This is a genomic window from Corallococcus exiguus (assembly GCF_009909105.1).
GTDB lineage: Bacteria > Myxococcota > Myxococcia > Myxococcales > Myxococcaceae > Corallococcus > Corallococcus exiguus.
Genome location: NZ_JAAAPK010000006.1, coordinates 219,446 through 235,503, shown reverse-complemented (window position 1 = coordinate 235,503; position 16,058 = coordinate 219,446). Strand labels below are relative to the sequence as shown.

Genomic DNA, 16,058 nt, shown 5'->3' with positions numbered 1-16,058 from the left:
GATGTCAGAGGCGTTGATTCAGGGCGTGCCCGCGCTGGAGGCGGCGGGCGGGTCGCGGTGGACGTAGAGGGTGGCCCCCACCGTCGCCAGCGTGGCGGCCAGGGCCAGGAGCCCCGTCAGCGTGGCGCGCTGGATCCACCGGTCGAGCGTGTCGTTCATCGGGAGGCTCCCTCCACCTAATGGATGGCCGTGTTCACCTGCAGAATCGGCATCAGGATGGAGAGGGCGACGAATGCAATCATCACGCCCATCACCACGATGAGCATGGGCTCCAGGAGGCTGGTGAGCGCGCCGATGCGCACGTTCACCTGCGTCTCATAGGAGTCCGCCACCGACAGCAGCATGTCCTCCAGCTGCCCTGATTTCTCACCGATGGCGACCATGTGGTACACGAGCGGCGGGAACTGGCCGGACCGCTTGAGGGGCGTGGCGATGCTTTCGCCCTCGCGGATGGACTCGCGGGCGTTCTCCACCGCGTCCGCCAGCACCGAGTTCGTCATCACCGCCTTGACGATGTCCAGCGCGGCCAGCATGGGCACGCCGCTCTTGAGCAGCGTGGACAGCGTGCGCGCGAAGCGGGAGATGGCCAGCAGGCGCACCAGGCTGCCGAAGATGGGCGCCTTGAGCGTGAAGCGGTCCCACTTGGGCTTGCCCTTGGGGCTCTTCGTCCAGCGCATGAAGAAGATGAAGCCCGCCACCATGGCCGGAATCACCAGGAACCACCACGCCTGCATGAAGTTGGACGCGGCGATGAGGATGCGCGTGTTCAGGGGCAGGGTGGCCTTCATCGTCTCGAAGATCTTCGTGACCTTCGGGACGACGAACACCATCAGCAGCACCAGGATGCCGCCGCCCACCAGCATCATGATGGCGGGGTAGAGCATGGTGCCGAGGATCTTCTGCTGCAGCTTGGCCTGGTTCTCCGTGAAGTCCGCCAGGCGCAGCAGCACGGTGTCCAGCGCGCCGGAGGCCTCACCCGCGCGCACCATGTTGATGTAGATGCTGGGGAAGATTTTGGGGTGCTGGCTGAACGCGTCCGCCAGGGACGAGCCTTCGTTCACGCGCTGCTTGATGTCGGAGAGGGCGCGCTTGAGGCGCTCCTTCTCCGCCTGGTCCACCAGCGCGTTGAGCGAGTCCACGATGGTGACGCCCGCGCCCAGCAGGGTCGCGAGCTGGCGGGTGAGGATGGCGACGTCCTCGGTGCTGACCCGGCCGCTGGCCAGCTTGCGCAGGTCCACGTCGCGCGCCACGAGCGACGCGTTGGCGCCCTTGGACACGCCCGCGCGGCTTCCCTCCGCATGCCCGAGCACGTCGGTCAGGAAGATGCCGTCGGCGCGCAGCTTGGAGCGCAGCGTCTTGGGTGAGTCCGCCTCCAGCAAGCCCTTCTTCTGCTTGCCGTGGGAGTCGAGGCCTCTGTATTCGAAGACGGGCATGGCGGACTAGATGTCCTCCTGCGTGATGCTCAGCACTTCGGCGATGGTCGTCTCGCCCAGGGCGATCTTCCGCACGCCGTCATCCAGCAGCGTCGTCATGCCCTTGGCCAGGGCGGACTTCTTGATGGTGGACGCGTCCACGTTCTTGAGCACCAGCTGGCGCACGTCGTCGTCCACGAAGAGGAACTCGTAGATGCCGGAGCGGCCGCGGTAGCCGTTGCGGTTGCAGGACGGGCAACCCGTCGCGCGGTAGATGCGGTCCGTGTTGAACTTCGCCTTGAAGCTGGCGAGCGTGAAGCCCAGCTCCTTCAGGTCCTCGTCCGTGGGCGTATAGGCCTGCCGGCAGTCCGGGCACACGCGGCGCACGAGGCGCTGGGCGAGGATGCCGGTGAGCGACGACGCCACGAGGAAGGGCTGAACGCCCATGTCCACGAGTCGCGTCACGGCACCGGCCGCGTCGTTGGTGTGCACCGTGGAGAGCACCAGGTGGCCCGTGAGGGACGCCTGGATGGCGATCTCCGCCGTCTCCTTGTCGCGGATTTCACCGACCATGATGACGTCGGGGTCCTGGCGGAGGAAGGAGCGCAGGCCCTGCGCGAACGTGAGGCCAATCTTCGGGGCGATGGCCATCTGGCCAATGCCCTTGAGCTGGTACTCGACCGGGTCCTCGACGGTGAGGATGTTGAGGTCGGAGGTGTTGATCTTGGAGAGCGCGCCGTAGAGCGTGGTCGTCTTGCCGGAGCCCGTGGGGCCCGTCACCAGGACGATGCCGTGCGAGCGCTTGATGACGGCCTGCATGTTGCCCAGCACCTGCGGGCTCATGCCGATCTCCGCCAGGTCCAGCAGCGTCGCCGTCTTGTCGAGCAGACGCATGACGATGCGCTCGCCAAAGGACGTGGGCGTGGTGGACAGACGGATGTCGATGTCTCGGCCCGCGAGCTTGATGCGGATGCGGCCGTCCTGCGGCAGGCGCTTCTCCGCGATGTTGAGCTGCCCCATCACCTTCACGCGCGCGATGATGGAGTTCTGGTAGCGCTTGGGCGGCTTGATGACCTCCTGGAGCACGCCGTCGATGCGGAAGCGCACCAGGAGCTCGCGCTCCATGGGCTCGATGTGGATATCGCTCGCGCGCTCCTTGGCGGCGCGGAAGAGCACGGAGTTCACCAGCCGGATGACCGGGGCCTCGTCGTCCGCGTCCAGCAGGTCCTTGGGCTCCTCCAGCTCGTGCGCCAGCGAGTCCAGGTCCTCCGTGGTCTCCATCTCGTCCACGAGCGCTTCCGCCTCGTTGACGGAGCGGTCGTACACGCTGTTGATGGTGTCCACGATGGTGGAGGCGAGCGCGATGCGCGGCTGGATGCCCTGACCCAGCAGCAGGCGCGCGTGATCCAACGCCGTCGTGTCCAGCGGATCCGCCACCGCGAGCACCACTTCATCGCCCTCCATGGAGAGCGGGAGCAGCTGCGTCTGGCGGGCGAAGTTGATGGGGATGCGCTTGACCAGGTCCGCGTCCACCTCCTCCGCGAAGATGCGCTGGAGGTAGGGCAGGTCCAGCTGGTGGCCCAGGGCGCGAGCGACGTCCTCCTCGCTGACCGCCTTCATGCCCACCAGGATTTCACCCAGCCGCCCGCCCTTCTCCTGCTGGGTGGCGAGCGCCTCTTGAATCTTCTCCGGGGTGAGGGCGGGCACGAGCGCGCGGAGGATCTCTCCAATGGGCCGGCCACAGAGGTACGCGAGCCCATGGCCCACGACCTGGGTGGCGTCGTTGCGGCCGCCGGACACGTCGGGCGTCGCGGTGGAGCCTTGTGAGGTGGTGGTGTCGGCGGTCAGGTCCATGGCTGTTACTCCCCGTCTCCCGGCTGGATGCGCAGCCGCTCGGCGTCCGCGTCCGGGCTGGGCGCGATCACCTCGGGCTGTGGCGCGGGGACTGATCTCTCCGAACCTTCCGGAGGCGCCTCTAAATTTCGCGGTGCCTGGTCGCCCTCGGGGACGGGTGCGGCACCTTCCTGCGGAGCAGGCGCTTCCCCGCCCGGCCGCGCGGGGGACGGAGAGCCGCCGGGAGCCGGGGAGCCAGCCGGGCGGATGACCCGCTCGTTGGTCGTGCCGCTGCCGCCATTCTCCACCCGCTGCTCTTCCTTGATGACGGACTGGTTCATGCGCGACAGGGGACCGGGCTTGCGGCTGAAGTCCACCGCGACGTCATAGCCGGGGACCTGGCCGTAGAACTGCTCCACGAACTGCTGCCGCTCCTTCATCTTGCGCTCGAAGATGCGACGGAAGTCGTCCTGGCCGCGGATGATGTAGGGCGTGAGGAAGAGCAGCAGGTTCGTCTTCGTCTTGCGGCGCGTGGTGTCGCGGAACAGGTGGCCCAGCAGGGGGATGTCACCCAGCACCGGCACCTTGGAGACGGACTCCAGCGTGCGGTCCTGCATGATGCCGCCAATCACCACCGTCTCCATGTCCTTGGCGATGACCGTCGTCTTCGCGCTGCGCTTGGACGTCGTGGGGCCGAGGACGGGGTCCGTGGAGGCGATCTCTTCCGTCTGCTCCGTGATGACGAGGCGGATGAAGTCGCTCTCGTTGATCTGAGGCTTGACGGTGAGCTTGAGCTCCACGTTCTGGCGCGTGATGGGTGCGTACAGCGACCCCAGGCCGCCCAGCGAACCCAGGAGCGAGGCCTGCACGCCGTTGGCGCCGGTTCCCGTGCCGCCGAGCGAGCTGCCCAGCGCGGACGGGGTGAAGCCGGACTGGAAGGGCACGTTCTGGCCCACCGTGATTTCGGCCTCCTCGTTGTCGCTGGTGAGCAGGTGCGGCGTGGACAGCACGTTCACGTCGGACGACTGCTGCATGGCGTTGAGCACCACGCCGAAGGCCGGGATGTCGATGCCCAGGTTCTTGAGCCCGGGCAGGACGGGGCCCTGGATGCCGGCGAGGAAGCCGCCCATGCCGGCCAGGTTCGCCAGGGAGAAGGACGGGGGCACGCCGCCGCCGGAGTAGTTGGTGCCCAGGATGCCGGGGATGGCGCCGTCATCCGTCTTGAGGCTGAAGCCCTGGTGGAAGTTGATGCCGAACTCGCTGTTGCGGTCCAGGTTCACTTCCATGATCACCGCCTCCACGAACACCTGGCGGCGCGGCTGATCCAGCTGCTGGATGATCTGGACGATGTTCTTGTAGTCCCCCTGGCTGGCGACGATGACCAGCGAGTTGGTGCCCTTGTCCGCGGAGATCTTCACCTCGCCGCTGAACAGCTCCGCGGCCTGGGCGGGCGCGCGCGGCAGGCCCTGCGGCTGCTGCGGGATGGGGCCGCGCTGGGGGCGGTTGGCGGTGCCCTGCGCCAGCGACTGGAGCGTGCTGGCCAGCTCCTCCGAGTTGGCGTTCTCCAGCGGGTAGACGTTGATCTTGTTGCCGCTGCCGGACGGGATGTCCACCTCGCGCACCAGGTCCTGGATGCGGCCGAAGGCGGCGGGGCTGGCCACGATGATGAGCTTGTTGGTGCGCTCGTCCGGGATGATCTGCGACAGCGTGACGGCGCCGCCCGACTCCGTGCCGCCAGCGACGCCTTCCGCGCCCGGAGGAGGCTGGCCCGGCTGGCCTTGCGTGAAGTTGCCGGGGCGCTGGCCCGCGCGGCCGCCCGCGCCGGCCTTGGCTTCAAAGAGCTTCTGGATGGTGTTGGCCACGTCCTGCGCGGTGGCGTACTGCACCTGGATGATGCGCATCTCGTCGCTGGAGGAGCGGCTGTCCAGCTGATTGATCAGGCGCTCCAGGCGGTGGATGTTGGAGCCCACGTCGTTGATGATGATGGTGTCCGGCGGGTACGGGATGGTGTCGCCGTCCTTGGACACGAGCTGCTGGAGGACGCCGCGCAGCGGCTCCACCTCCACGTACTTGATCTTGAACAGCTTGGTGACCATCTGCTCGTTCGTCGTGTACGGGGTGTTCTCGTCCACGATGGTCGGGATGGGGTTCTGCTTCGCCGAGCGCTTGTCGACGATCTTCAGGAAGCGGCCGTACGGGTAGACGGCCAAGCCGTTCGCGTCGAGCGCGGCGAGGAACGCGGAGTAGAACGAGTCCGCGTCCACCTCCACGCGGCCGTTCTCCGGACCGATGATGGAGATCTTCCCGCGCACGTTCTCCGGGAGGATGAACGTGCGGCAGGTGGCGTCCGACACGGTCTGGACGAGCTTCTCGATGTCCACCTTGTCGAAGTAGATGCCGTAGCGCGCGTTGCGACGGGCCTGCTCGCACGTGGGCGTCTGGCGGGGGCCCTGGTTCTCGGCGGGCGCGGCGCTGCTACCGCCCTGCGGGGTGATGGTCCGGTCGCGTTCACCCTGGGCCGCGGGAGCGGGGGGCGGGGTACCGGGCTGTGTAGGACGGCGCTGGGCCCACGCGGGAACGGAGAGCGCGAGGCACAGGCAGAGCATCCAGGACGGGAGCGTCGTCTTCATGGAGGAGCGGGCGCTTTGACGGGGGTGTTTAACGGACGTTGTAGGATTTGCGGATCGGCGCGCCGTTGCGCTCGATCTCGATCTCGATACGGGAGGAGTCCTTCAGCTTCGAGTAGATCTCCAGCGCCTTCTCGGGGCTGTTCATGTCGAAGCCGTTGATGCGGCGGATGACGTCACCGTTCTGGACGCCGATCTTCGAATAGATGCTGTCCGGGCGGATGGAGAACAGCTTGAAGCCCACCGCCTGGCCGTCCTTGAAGGCCGGCACGATGCGCGCCTGCATCGCCACGTCGTTGAGGTTGCTCAACGTCTTGTCGATTTCGGCCTTGGGGACTTCGTACTCGTTCTCACCCGTGGACTTGATGCCGTTGCCCAGGTTGTTGGTCGGGGTGGCGGTGGGGGCGACGGGAGGCGGGGTGTAGGCGGCGACGGCGCCGTCACCGGGCTGCCCGTCGATGAACTCGCGGCGGCCGTTGTTGTTGATGATCACGCGCTCGCGTTCGATCTCCATGACGGTGGCGCCCATCAGGTTGTTGCCGATCATGTACGTCTGCGAACGCTGCGTGTTCATGTCCTGGATGGACGCGAAGGACCAGTCCGGGTTGGCCGCGACGAGCGTGCCCAGCAGCTTCACGCGCAGGCCGCTCTTGGCCGGCGGGGCGTTGGCGTCGAACTCCGGCGACGTGGGCGGCTCCCTCACCGCGACCTCTTCCGCGGGCAGCTTCACGCCGGTGAGCCGCGACAGGCGCTCCGCGTCGATGGTGGCAAGGCCGCTGTCCGCGGCGTGGGTGCGCTGCGCGACGCGGGCGGGAGCCTCGGACGCGGGCGCGGGGGAGATGGAGGATTCGACGAACAGGTTCACCGTGCGCGCCGCCAGCAGGGCGACGAGCAGGATGAACAACAGGTTCACGCTCCAGAAGTACTTGCGAAAGAAGAGTTCCATCACGCTTCCGGGAGAAAGCCAGCCCCAGATGGGACCTTGAGCAAGGCAGGTGCCATCGCTGGGCGGGCGTCAAACCCACGACTTACGGCCAAGTCCTTGAAATTATTTCGGAATAGGACGGGGCCCCGACCAGGGGGACAGCCGGGACAGGACGTCCGGACAAATTGTCAAAAGCGGGCGGGGGCCGGTGTGACGGCCTGTCAGTCCGCGTTGGTGGGAGGGGAGGGGGGGACTGGAGGCGCGTCCGGGCCGCCCTGCTCGCGCTCGAGCTTGCGGTAGATGGTGCGCGCGGCGATGCCCAGCAGGCGGGCGGCGAGCGTCTTGTCCCCGCGCGTGTGGCGCAGGGTCTCGTGGATGACGCGCCTTTCAATCTCCTCCATGGGCGTCCCGATGGGGATGACCAGCTGTCCGGCGGAGCCCAGGGGCCCCTTGCGCACGGACTCCGGCAGGTCGCTGGCCTCCAGCACGTCCGTGCGGGCCAGCACCACGGCGCGCTCCACGGCGTGCTCCAGCTCACGCACGTTGCCGGGCCACGCGTAGTTCTCCAGCACGCCCAGGGCGTCCGGGGAGAAGCCGCGCAGCACCTTGCCGTTCTTCGCGGAGAAGCGGCGCAGGAAGGCCTCCGCCAGGAGCGGGATGTCCTCGCGGCGCGACGCGAGCGCGGGCACGCGGATCTCCACCACGTGCAGGCGGTAGTAGAGGTCCTCGCGGAAGCGCCCTTCGGCGACCTCCTTCTGCAGGTCCTTGTTGGTGGCGGCGACCAGCCGCACGTCCACCTTCACCGTCTGCGTGCCGCCCAGCCGCTCCAGCTCTCCCTCCTGGAGCACGCGCAAGAGCTTCACCTGCGCGGAGAGGGGCATCTCGCCCACCTCGTCCAGGAAGAGGGTGCCGCCGCTGGCGCGCTCGAAGCGGCCCTCGCGGCGGGTGACGGCGCCGGTGTACGCGCCGCGCTCCACGCCGAAGAGCTCCGCCTCCAGGATGCTCTCTGGAATGGCGCCGCAGTTGACGGCGATGAAGGACTGCTTCGCCCGGGCGGAGTGCTCATGCAGCGCTCTGGCGGCCAGCTCCTTGCCGGTGCCGGATTCGCCCAGCAAGAGCACCGTGGCGGTGGAGGGCGCCGCCTGGCGGATGGTGTCCAGCATGGCGCGGAAGGCGGGGGACTGGCCCACCATGGCGCGCCCGCCCGCGGGGTTGATCTCCGCGAGCTTCGCCTTGAGGGAGGTGTTCTCCTGGACGAGCGCCTGCTTCTCCAGCGCCTTCTGCACGGCCTTCACCAGGGCGTGGCGCTTGAGGGGCTTGGTGATGAAGTCGTAGGCGCCGTCCTTCATGGCGGCCACGGCTGTCTCCACCGTGCCGTAGGCGGTCATCAGCACCACCTCCACGTCCGGGCGGATGGCGCGGCTGGCCTTGAGCAGCTCCTGGCCGTCCATGCCGGGCATCATCAGGTCGGTGACCATGACGCTGACCTCGGGGCGACGGAGCATCTCCAGCGCCTCCGTGCCTTGCGCGGCGGACAACGTGGCGAAGCCTTCCCGCTGGAAGATGCGGGCGACGGAATCGAGGTTGGCGCGGTCGTCGTCGACGACCAGGACCGTGGGAGATGTCATGGGAGTGCGGGGCCTCTCAACACTGCCCTGCAATCCCCATTCCCATCAGGCCTGCTCTTCGTCCGGTTCCATGGGCCCGCCGCCCATGCGGCCAATGTCCTCGCGGCGCACCTTGTCCACGTTGAAGCGCAGGGCGCTGGTCAGCATGCGGCGCACGGTGGTTTCGAAGGTGGGAGGTGGGCCGTCCTTGCGAAAGCGCAGGAAGTTGAGCCGGGCGACGACGAAGTTCTTGAGGTAGGGGCTCTGGAGGCCTCGCTCCTTGAGGGCGTTGACGACGGCGACCACCGCGTCGTCCAACTCCAGCAGCTGCTCCGCCTGGGCGTCGCGCACGGCCAGGGCCTGTGCCAGCGGCACGTCCTGGAAGCCGTCCACCACCTTGACGAAGGGGTGGTAGGCGCCCGCGGAGAAGCGGGGGCGCTTCTCGTAGGCGGCGCCCAGGGTGAGGAAGGAGGGCTCCTCGAAGAGGTGGGAGAAGGCGGACTCCTTGCCCTGGCGGTTCGCGCCGACGAGTCCCCGCGCCATGCGGATGACCTCCAGCGAGCGCTCCTTCAGGTTGTGGGCCTTCTCCGTGTTGAGGGCGAGGATTTGATAGGCCACGTCCTCGTCCGGCAGGAGCAGCGCGACGATGGACTTCGCGCCCAGCAGCTTGCTGGCGTTGAGGCGGTGGTTGCCGTTGGGCGTCCAGTAGCGGCCGTTCATGCGCACGGCGATGACGGGGTCGAGGAAGCGGTCCAGGCGCTCCATGGCGGTCGCGAGCCGTTTGACGTGGGGCTCGGACAGGTCGCGCTGGTAGGGCGTGGGCTCCACCTTGTCGATGGGGAGCACGGCGAAGACGACGGGGTGTCCGCCCAGCGGGTCGCGGTAGACGGACAGCACCTGTCCGCCGTCCTCGCGCACGGCCTGGAGGAGGGTGTCGGGGAAGGCCACGGCCTCGCTCGCCACCTCCGCCGCGCTCAGGCCCCGTGACTTCGGTTCGGCCTTCTTGCGGCGCGGCTTGCGCGGGGTGGCCGACTTCGACTTCGCGGGGGCGGACTTGCGAGCGGACTTCGCGGCCATGCGCACGGACCTCGTACCGTTGGGGGAGGAGGTCCGCGAGCGTAGGCGACCGGGCCGGGCTGGCTACGCGCCCGACACGGTGAGCTGTCGGAAGCGGACAGTGGGCGCGCCCACGCTGCCGCCCCGGAACTGGAGGTCGCTGCCCACCGCGTCCACGTCCTTCAACATCTGGAGGAGGTGGCCCGCGACGGTCACCTCCTGCACCGGGTGGGTCAGCTCACCGTTCTCGATCCAAAGGCCGTTGGCCCCGCAGGACATGTCCCCGGACACCGGATCCGCGCCGTGGCCCAGCAGGGCGGTGACGTAGAGGCCCTGGGGCACTTCGCGGATCAGCTCCTCCGGCGTCTTGGTGCCCTTCTCCAGGTAGAGGTTGGTGGTGCCGATGCCCGGCAGCGCGCTGTAGCCGCGCGACGCGTTGCCCGTGGTGCGCGCCTTCGCCTTGCGCGCGGTGAAGGCGTCGTAGAGGAAGCCGGACAGCACGCCCTGATCCAGGATGGGCGTGCGGCGCGTGGGGACGCCCTCTCCGTCGAACGGCGCGGTGGCCAGGCCCCGGGGCAGCAGGCCGTCATCCACCAGCGTGACGTGCTTGCCCGCGAGCCGCTTGCCCAGGTGGGGCGCGAGCACGCTGGACTGCTGGTACACGGCGTTGCCGTTGGCGGCCTGGGACAGGTTGCCCACGAAGCTCGCGGCCACCAGCGGGTCGAACACCACCGGCACCTGCTGCGTCTTCACCGGCTTCGCGCCCAGCATGCGCACGGCGCGCTTCGTGGCCTCGCGGCCGATGGACTCGGGGGACTCCAGGTCGTCCAGGAAGCGCTTGTAGTCCAGCCAGTAGCCCGTCTGGAGCTGCCCGTTCTGAGACGCCACCGGCACCGCGACCAGGTACACGTACGTGCCGGAGTAGCCGCCGGACGTGCCCTCACTGGACGCGAGGTACACCTCCGCCACGAAGTCACCGGCGGACACGGAGTCGAAGGTGACGACGCGCGCGTCCTGGGCCCGGCCCGCGCGCTCCGCCTCCAGCGCGGCCTGGATCTTCCAGTCCCCGGGCAGGTTCGCGACCTTGGGGTCGAAGAGGATGCCGGTGTCGCCGCGCTTGCCCAGGTCCTTCGCGCCGGGCAGGCCGTTGAGCTTGTTGGGCGCGGCGGCCTCCGCCAGTTGCACGGCCAGGTCCACCACGCGCTCCAGGCCCGCGGGCGTGAAGTCGGACGTGTACGCGAAGCCCAGCCGGTCCTTCACGATGACCCGGATGCCCAGGCCCTTGCTGGTGGCCTCCGTGAGGTCCTCAATCTGTCCTTCGCGGACGCGCACGCTGCTCTGGCGGCCCACCTCCAGATACGCCTCCGCCTGCTTCGCGCCCTTCTTCACGGCGCGCTGAACGACCTTCTTCGCGAGCTGTTCGTAGTTCACGGTTGTCCTCAGCCGACCTTCGTTCCGCCCACGGTGACGTTGTCGATTCGCACGGTGGGCAGGCCCACCCCCACGGGCATCATCTGCCCGTCCTTCACGCAGACGCCCATGCCGGGGTCCGGCATCGGGTCGCAGCCCACGCGGCTGATGTTCTTCAGCGCCTCTGGCCCCACGCCAATCAGGATGGCGTTCTTCACCGGGCGGCCCAGCTTGCCGTCTTCAATCTGGTAGGCCTCGCTGACCTCGAAGACGAAGTTGCCGTTGCTGATGTCCACCTGTCCTCCGCCGAAGGTGGCGCAGTACAGCCCGCGCTTCACCTCCTTGAGGATGTCCTCCGGCGCGTGGTCTCCGGGCGCCAGGAAGGTGTTCGTCATGCGCGGCAGGGGCAGGCTCTTGAACGACTCCCGCCGGCCGCTGCCCGTGGAGCGCTGGTTCATCAGCTTCGCGTTGAGCTGATCATAGAGGTAGCCCTTGAGGACGCCGTTCTCGATGAGGACCTTGCGCTCGCCGGGCACGCCCTCGTCGTCGATGTTGATGGAGCCGCGCGCGCTGGACACCGTGCCGTCGTCGATGACCGTCACCAGCTCCGAGGCCACCTTCTCCCCCAGCTTGCCCGCGAACAGCGACGTGCCCTTGCGGATGAAGTCCGCTTCCAGGCCGTGGCCCACGGCTTCGTGCAGGAGGATGCCGCTCCAGCCCGGCGCCAGCACCACCGTCTGCGGCCCCGCCACGCAGTCCACCGCGCCCAGCGTGGCGATGGCCTGGCGCGCGGCCTCCTCCGCCACGGACTCCGGCGTCACGCCGTCCCAGTAGCTGAAGGACACCCGGCCGCCGCTGCCGTACATGCCGGTGCGCCGCTCGCCGTTCTTCCCCAGCGCCACCACGTGCACGCTCATGCGGGACTGGTCCTGCGTGTCCTCGCTGAAGCGGCCGGTGGTGTTGGCCACGGCGATGCGCTTGGTCTGATCCACGTAGGACGCGTTCACCTGCTGGATGCGCGAGTCGAAGGCGCGGGCGGCCGTGTTCGCGCGGGTGAGGAGCGCCGTCTTGCGCGCCACCGCCACGTCCTCCAGCGGCTGGGCCACGCGGTAGTGGCTGGGCACCGGCACGCGCTTGACGGGGTAGGCGCGCTCGGAGCCGCCGCCCTGGGCAATCATCGCGGCGGTGCGCGCGGCGCGGACGAGCGCGGCCTCGTCCCAGTCGTCGGAGTAGGCATAGCCCACCTTGGCCCCGGCGATGACCCGCACGCCCACGCCCTGCACCAGGCCCACCTGCGCGCTGCGGATGCGCTGCTCCTCCAGCACCACGGCGGTCGTGGACGTGCGCTCCACGTACACCTCCGCGAAGTCCGCGCCCCGGCCCATGGCTTCCGCCAGCAGACGTTCCAGGAGACCGGGGGGCAGGAGCGGGGAGGCGGCCGACTGCCTCGCGGCCGGGGGGGCGAGCTGGGCGGGACGGGCGCGCCGGGAGGACGCGAGGGCTCGGGGCATGGAGGGGCTCGTGGCTCTTGGGGAAGCGGGAATGGAGGAAACCTACATCGGAGACGGGACGCCGTGCGGGCCAACGAACCGGATTGAGCCCGTCTTCCCTGAAAGGAACGCTGGGAGCGCATTCCCACCGTGCGGTGGGCGCTCTAAGATGATCGCCGCTTCAACCTGGACCCACCCATGCCTCCTCGCCGTCCATCACCGTCATCGCGTTCGGGCACCGGCCGTTCGGCCGGAGGCGCGACGGCGGACCGCCGACCCAAAGCTCCCGCGGGGGGTGGCTCCCGCCGCGTCTCCGCCGTGCCGGATGAAGACTGGTCCGCGCCACTCTCCGGCGAAGACAGCCAGGACGGGGGAGACCCGGAGCTGTACGGCGACGCGGAGCCCGTTCGCTCGCGCACGGGCGAGACGCGGGTGGCCTCCATTGACGACGTGCGTCCGGAGGCGGAGGAGCCCGCCGAGGAGGAGGACAACTCCGAGACGACGCGCGCCGGCCCCCCGGTGCTGATGCTGGTGCTGGACGGCCCGGACAAGGGGCGCAAGAAGCGCTTCAAGGGCGTGCGCATGGTGGTGGGGCGCAGCAAGGACTGCGACTTCGCCCTGGGCGACCAGACGGTGTCCCGGCGTCACCTGGAGCTCGTCTACGGCGAGAGCGGCGTGGTGATGCGCGATCTGGGCGGCATCTCCGGCACCCAGGTGAACGACCAGAAGGTCGACGAGTGCATCCTGAAGCACGGAGACGAAATCTCCGTGGGCAAGACGCGCCTGCGCTTCGTGGACGAGGGCGAGCTCATCAAGGAGATGCGCGCCAAGGCCGAGTCCGGCGAGTCGGATGAGAAGAAGGAGGAAAAGAGGGAGGAGAAGAAGGACCCGCGCCTGGATGAGAAGACCAACGCGAACTACAAGATCGCGGACCTGATGCGCGACGAGAAGGCGCGCAAGACGGGCGTACCCCGTCCGCGTCCGGTGCGTTCGACGGCGCGCGAGGGCTTCAAGATCACCTTCAAGATGAAGGTGGGCGCGGCGGTGGGTGGCCTGGTGCTCCTGATGCTGATCGCCGGTCTGGCGATGTCCGGCGGGAACAAGCCGCCGCCCAAGCCGGTGGTGGACCCCAGCCAGGCGCGCGCCCAGGAACTGATGCAGCGTGCGCGCGACAAGGTGCGCGACGGCGACTATCCGGACGCGGTGCGCTTCGCCCAGGAGGCGGAGAAGCTGCGCGTGGGCATCGACGTGGACGGCGTGGCCAAGGCGGCCCAGCAGCTCCAGGACATCATGGACGCCTTCCAGGCGACCCGGGACCTGATGGCGGAGAACCGCTACCCGGACGCGCGCGCGAAGCTGACCGGCACGCCGCAGGGCACGGCGCGCACGGACGAGGTGCGCAAGAAGCTGGAGGAGGAGCTGGACGCCAAGGAGCAGGCGTACACGCTGAGCCTCGTGGAGGCCGCGCTGACGGAGCGCCGGCCGGACGACGCGCGCACCCTCATCGCGGAGCTGCCGCAGGGCACGCGCTCGCTCTATGAGGAGAAGCTCACGGACCTGGTGAACCAGCTGGCCAAGGAGGCGCAGCAGGCCGCGCGGCAGGCGGGCGTCCGGCAGGCGGTGGCCGCGGAGAACGCCAAGCAGCGCCGCGCGGAGTTCGTGGCGGAGGCCTTCCAGGACGTGGAGCGCCGCTTCAACGGCGGAGACTTCCAGCGCGCGTCGCTGGAGGTGGACCGGGTGATGGACAAGTACCGGAGCGAGGCGGACATCCAGGCCCGTGCGCGCAACCTGAAGAAGCTCATCCCCCAGTTCCGCTCCGCCTTCGAGGAGGGCCAGAAGAAGTACGAGAACAACTCGCTGGAGGCCTCCGTGAAGCCGCTGCGCCGCGCGGTGGAGGTGTACCGGCAGATTGGCTTCGCGGGCTCGCTGGGCGACACGCTGGACAACGAGCTGGCCTCCGCGTCGGTGGCGGCGGGGCAGGCGGCCTTCAAGCGCAAGGAGTTCCCGCTGGCGGGCCGCAGCTTCCGCGAGGCGCTGCGCCTCAACCCGGGTGACTCGCGCGCCCGCGACGGCCTGGACGAGCTGCAGAAGAAGGTGGAGGAGCTGTACCTGTCGGCGTACATCTCGCGCGACCGCGACCCGGCCCTGGCGACGGAGCAGTTCAAGATCGTCATCGAGTCCTCCGCGGAGGGCGCGGACGTGAAGCGCAAGGCGGAGATGGCGCTGAGCGACCTGCAGAAGGCCGGCGGTTCGTAGCGCGAAGCTGGAGTCAGGGGGCCGCCGCCCGTGGGATGAGGGTGGGCGGCCTCTTTCATGTATCCCTGTCACACCTGTCGTCGTGCGCGGTCTGGAGACACCGGATGAACGAGTCGTCGTTGCGTGAGCTGGGCATGGACCTGTTCGAGGAGCGCCAGTTCGAGCGCGCCCTCGCCGTCTTCGCGGAGGCCGTTCGCCGCGTGCCCGCGGACCACCGCTCGCGCATGTTGGCGTCCCGGTGTCTGGCGGAGCTGGGGGAGCGCGAGCGCGCCGTCACCGCGTACCACGCGTGCGCGGAGGGGCTGCTGCGCCGCGACTACCTCTTGAGCGCCATGGCCGCGTGCAAGCTGGCCCTGGAGCTGTCGCCGAACGAGCGCCGCCTGAAGGAGACGCTCTACCGCGTGCACTCGCGCGCCGCGCGCAGCGCCCCGGGCCGTGCCGCCGTGCCGCCGCCGCTGCCGCCGGAGCACCTGTACGACGGCAAGGTGGACACGGACCTGATGGGCCTGGTGGGCGAGGAGCTGTCCAACCGCGCCATTGAAGTGCTGGCCGCGCCGGACACCGGCGGCACCGCGGATCCGCAGAGCCGTCCGCCCCTGCCGCTGTTCGCGGACCTGGACCGGGACGCGTTCCTGGACCTGGTGGGGCGCATGGTGTGGCGCACCATCAAGCCGGAGGAGGTCATCAGCCGCGAGGGCGAGCCGGACGACCACCTGCACGTCATCGTCGCCGGCAAGGCGGAGGTGACGCGCCGGACGGACGGCGAGGAACGCACGCTGGGCTTCCTGGGCGGCGGCTCCATCTTCGGCGAGCTGGCGCTGCTCACGGGCGCGCCGCCCACCGCGTCGGTGACGGCGGTGTCGGACTCGGAAGTTTTTGAAATCCGCCGCGAACACCTCAACGCGGTGGCGAAGAGCCACCCGGCGGTGCCGCAGCTGCTGGCGGACTTCGCGCAGCAGCGCATGATGCGCAACCTGATGGCGAACTCGCCCCTGTTCCAGCAGCTGCCGGAGTCGGAGCGGGGCGCGTTCTTCCAGCGCTTCACCTTCCGCGCGCTGCAGCCCGGCGAGAGGGTCCTGGTGGAGGGCGAGTACTCCCAGGGCCTCTTCCTGGTGCTGGCCGGCGAGCTGACGGTGCAGAAGGAGGACCCGGCGGGCGGCATGGTGACGCTGGGCGTGCTGCGCGAGGGCGACGTGGCGGGAGAGATTTCACTGCTCACGGGCCTGAGGGCCACGGCCACGGTGTCGGTGACGCGCAAGACGGCGGCGGGGTGGCTCAAGCGCGAGGCCTTCCAGGAGCTGGTGACGTCCTTCCCCAACATCCGCACGTACCTGGAGCAGCTGTCCGACCGGCGCCTGAAGCAGATTGGCGAAGCGCTGCGCCCGCTGGAAATCATCGACGCGGACGACATGATGCTGGAGCCGGAGACCGGGGCCGCCTGA

Annotated in this window: 11 protein-coding genes; 2 read left to right on the top strand and 9 right to left on the bottom strand. The window is 69.1% G+C overall.

Features of this window, described 5'->3' with window-relative positions; all coding sequences use genetic code 11:
* Positions 1–18: 18 nt before the first annotated feature.
* The 9 genes from GTZ93_RS42185 to GTZ93_RS24305 all read right to left on the bottom strand — a co-directional run bounded on the left by GTZ93_RS42185 (position 19) and on the right by GTZ93_RS24305 (position 12,381).
* The gene (locus tag GTZ93_RS42185; RefSeq protein ID WP_167548361.1) at positions 19–159 is read right to left on the bottom strand and encodes a hypothetical protein; all 141 of its coding nucleotides are present in this window, start codon (positions 157–159) and stop codon (positions 19–21) included.
* Between the two features lie 17 nt (positions 160–176).
* Positions 177–1,433 carry a type II secretion system inner membrane protein GspF gene (gspF, locus tag GTZ93_RS24340; RefSeq protein ID WP_139918924.1) on the bottom strand — a complete coding sequence of 419 codons (1,257 nt, stop codon included), beginning with the start codon at positions 1,431–1,433 and terminating at the stop codon, positions 177–179.
* Positions 1,434–1,439: 6 nt separating this feature from the next.
* Entirely contained in the window at positions 1,440–3,266 is a 1,827-nt protein-coding gene (gspE, locus tag GTZ93_RS24335; RefSeq protein ID WP_139918921.1) for a type II secretion system ATPase GspE, read from the bottom strand.
* 5 nt (positions 3,267–3,271) lie between these two features.
* Positions 3,272–5,875, bottom strand: a complete 2,604-nt coding sequence (gene gspD, locus GTZ93_RS24330; protein WP_139918920.1) for a type II secretion system secretin GspD — start codon at positions 5,873–5,875, stop codon at positions 3,272–3,274.
* Positions 5,876–5,903: 28 nt separating this feature from the next.
* Positions 5,904–6,818, bottom strand: a complete 915-nt coding sequence (gene gspC, locus GTZ93_RS24325; RefSeq protein ID WP_167548360.1) for a type II secretion system protein GspC — start codon at positions 6,816–6,818, stop codon at positions 5,904–5,906.
* A 200-nt stretch (positions 6,819–7,018) separates the two neighbouring features.
* A complete protein-coding gene (locus GTZ93_RS24320; protein WP_161663024.1) occupies positions 7,019–8,425 on the bottom strand; it encodes a sigma-54-dependent transcriptional regulator in 1,407 nt (468 codons plus the stop codon).
* Between the two features lie 45 nt (positions 8,426–8,470).
* Entirely contained in the window at positions 8,471–9,481 is a 1,011-nt protein-coding gene (locus GTZ93_RS24315; RefSeq protein WP_139923522.1) for a ParB/RepB/Spo0J family partition protein, read from the bottom strand.
* 63 nt (positions 9,482–9,544) lie between these two features.
* Positions 9,545–10,891: a TldD/PmbA family protein gene (locus GTZ93_RS24310; RefSeq protein ID WP_121756065.1), complete on the bottom strand. Its 1,347-nt coding sequence runs from the start codon at positions 10,889–10,891 to the stop codon at positions 9,545–9,547.
* An 8-nt stretch (positions 10,892–10,899) separates the two neighbouring features.
* Positions 10,900–12,381 (bottom strand): TldD/PmbA family protein, encoded by a 1,482-nt coding sequence (locus GTZ93_RS24305; RefSeq protein ID WP_161663023.1) that lies wholly within the window; start codon positions 12,379–12,381, stop codon positions 10,900–10,902.
* 297 nt (positions 12,382–12,678) lie between these two features.
* Between GTZ93_RS24305 and GTZ93_RS24300 the strand changes: the two genes are divergently transcribed.
* Both GTZ93_RS24300 and GTZ93_RS24295 read left to right on the top strand, forming a co-directional pair.
* Positions 12,679–14,616, top strand: a complete 1,938-nt coding sequence (locus GTZ93_RS24300) for an FHA domain-containing protein (RefSeq protein WP_257979342.1) — start codon at positions 12,679–12,681, stop codon at positions 14,614–14,616.
* Positions 14,617–14,720: 104 nt separating this feature from the next.
* Positions 14,721–16,058, top strand: a complete 1,338-nt coding sequence (locus GTZ93_RS24295; RefSeq protein ID WP_139920261.1) for a cyclic nucleotide-binding domain-containing protein — start codon at positions 14,721–14,723, stop codon at positions 16,056–16,058.

Coding starts and splice junctions, on each gene's coding strand:
- GTZ93_RS42185 (WP_167548361.1), bottom strand. CDS start 159: ATGAACGACACGCTCGACCGGTGGATCCAGCGCGCCACGCTGACGGGG.
- gspF (WP_139918924.1), bottom strand. CDS start 1,433: ATGCCCGTCTTCGAATACAGAGGCCTCGACTCCCACGGCAAGCAGAAG.
- gspE (WP_139918921.1), bottom strand. CDS start 3,266: ATGGACCTGACCGCCGACACCACCACCTCACAAGGCTCCACCGCGACG.
- gspD (WP_139918920.1), bottom strand. CDS start 5,875: ATGAAGACGACGCTCCCGTCCTGGATGCTCTGCCTGTGCCTCGCGCTC.
- gspC (WP_167548360.1), bottom strand. CDS start 6,818: ATGGAACTCTTCTTTCGCAAGTACTTCTGGAGCGTGAACCTGTTGTTC.
- GTZ93_RS24320 (WP_161663024.1), bottom strand. CDS start 8,425: ATGACATCTCCCACGGTCCTGGTCGTCGACGACGACCGCGCCAACCTC.
- GTZ93_RS24315 (WP_139923522.1), bottom strand. CDS start 9,481: ATGGCCGCGAAGTCCGCTCGCAAGTCCGCCCCCGCGAAGTCGAAGTCG.
- GTZ93_RS24305 (WP_161663023.1), bottom strand. CDS start 12,381: ATGCCCCGAGCCCTCGCGTCCTCCCGGCGCGCCCGTCCCGCCCAGCTC.
- GTZ93_RS24295 (WP_139920261.1), top strand. CDS start 14,721: ATGAACGAGTCGTCGTTGCGTGAGCTGGGCATGGACCTGTTCGAGGAG.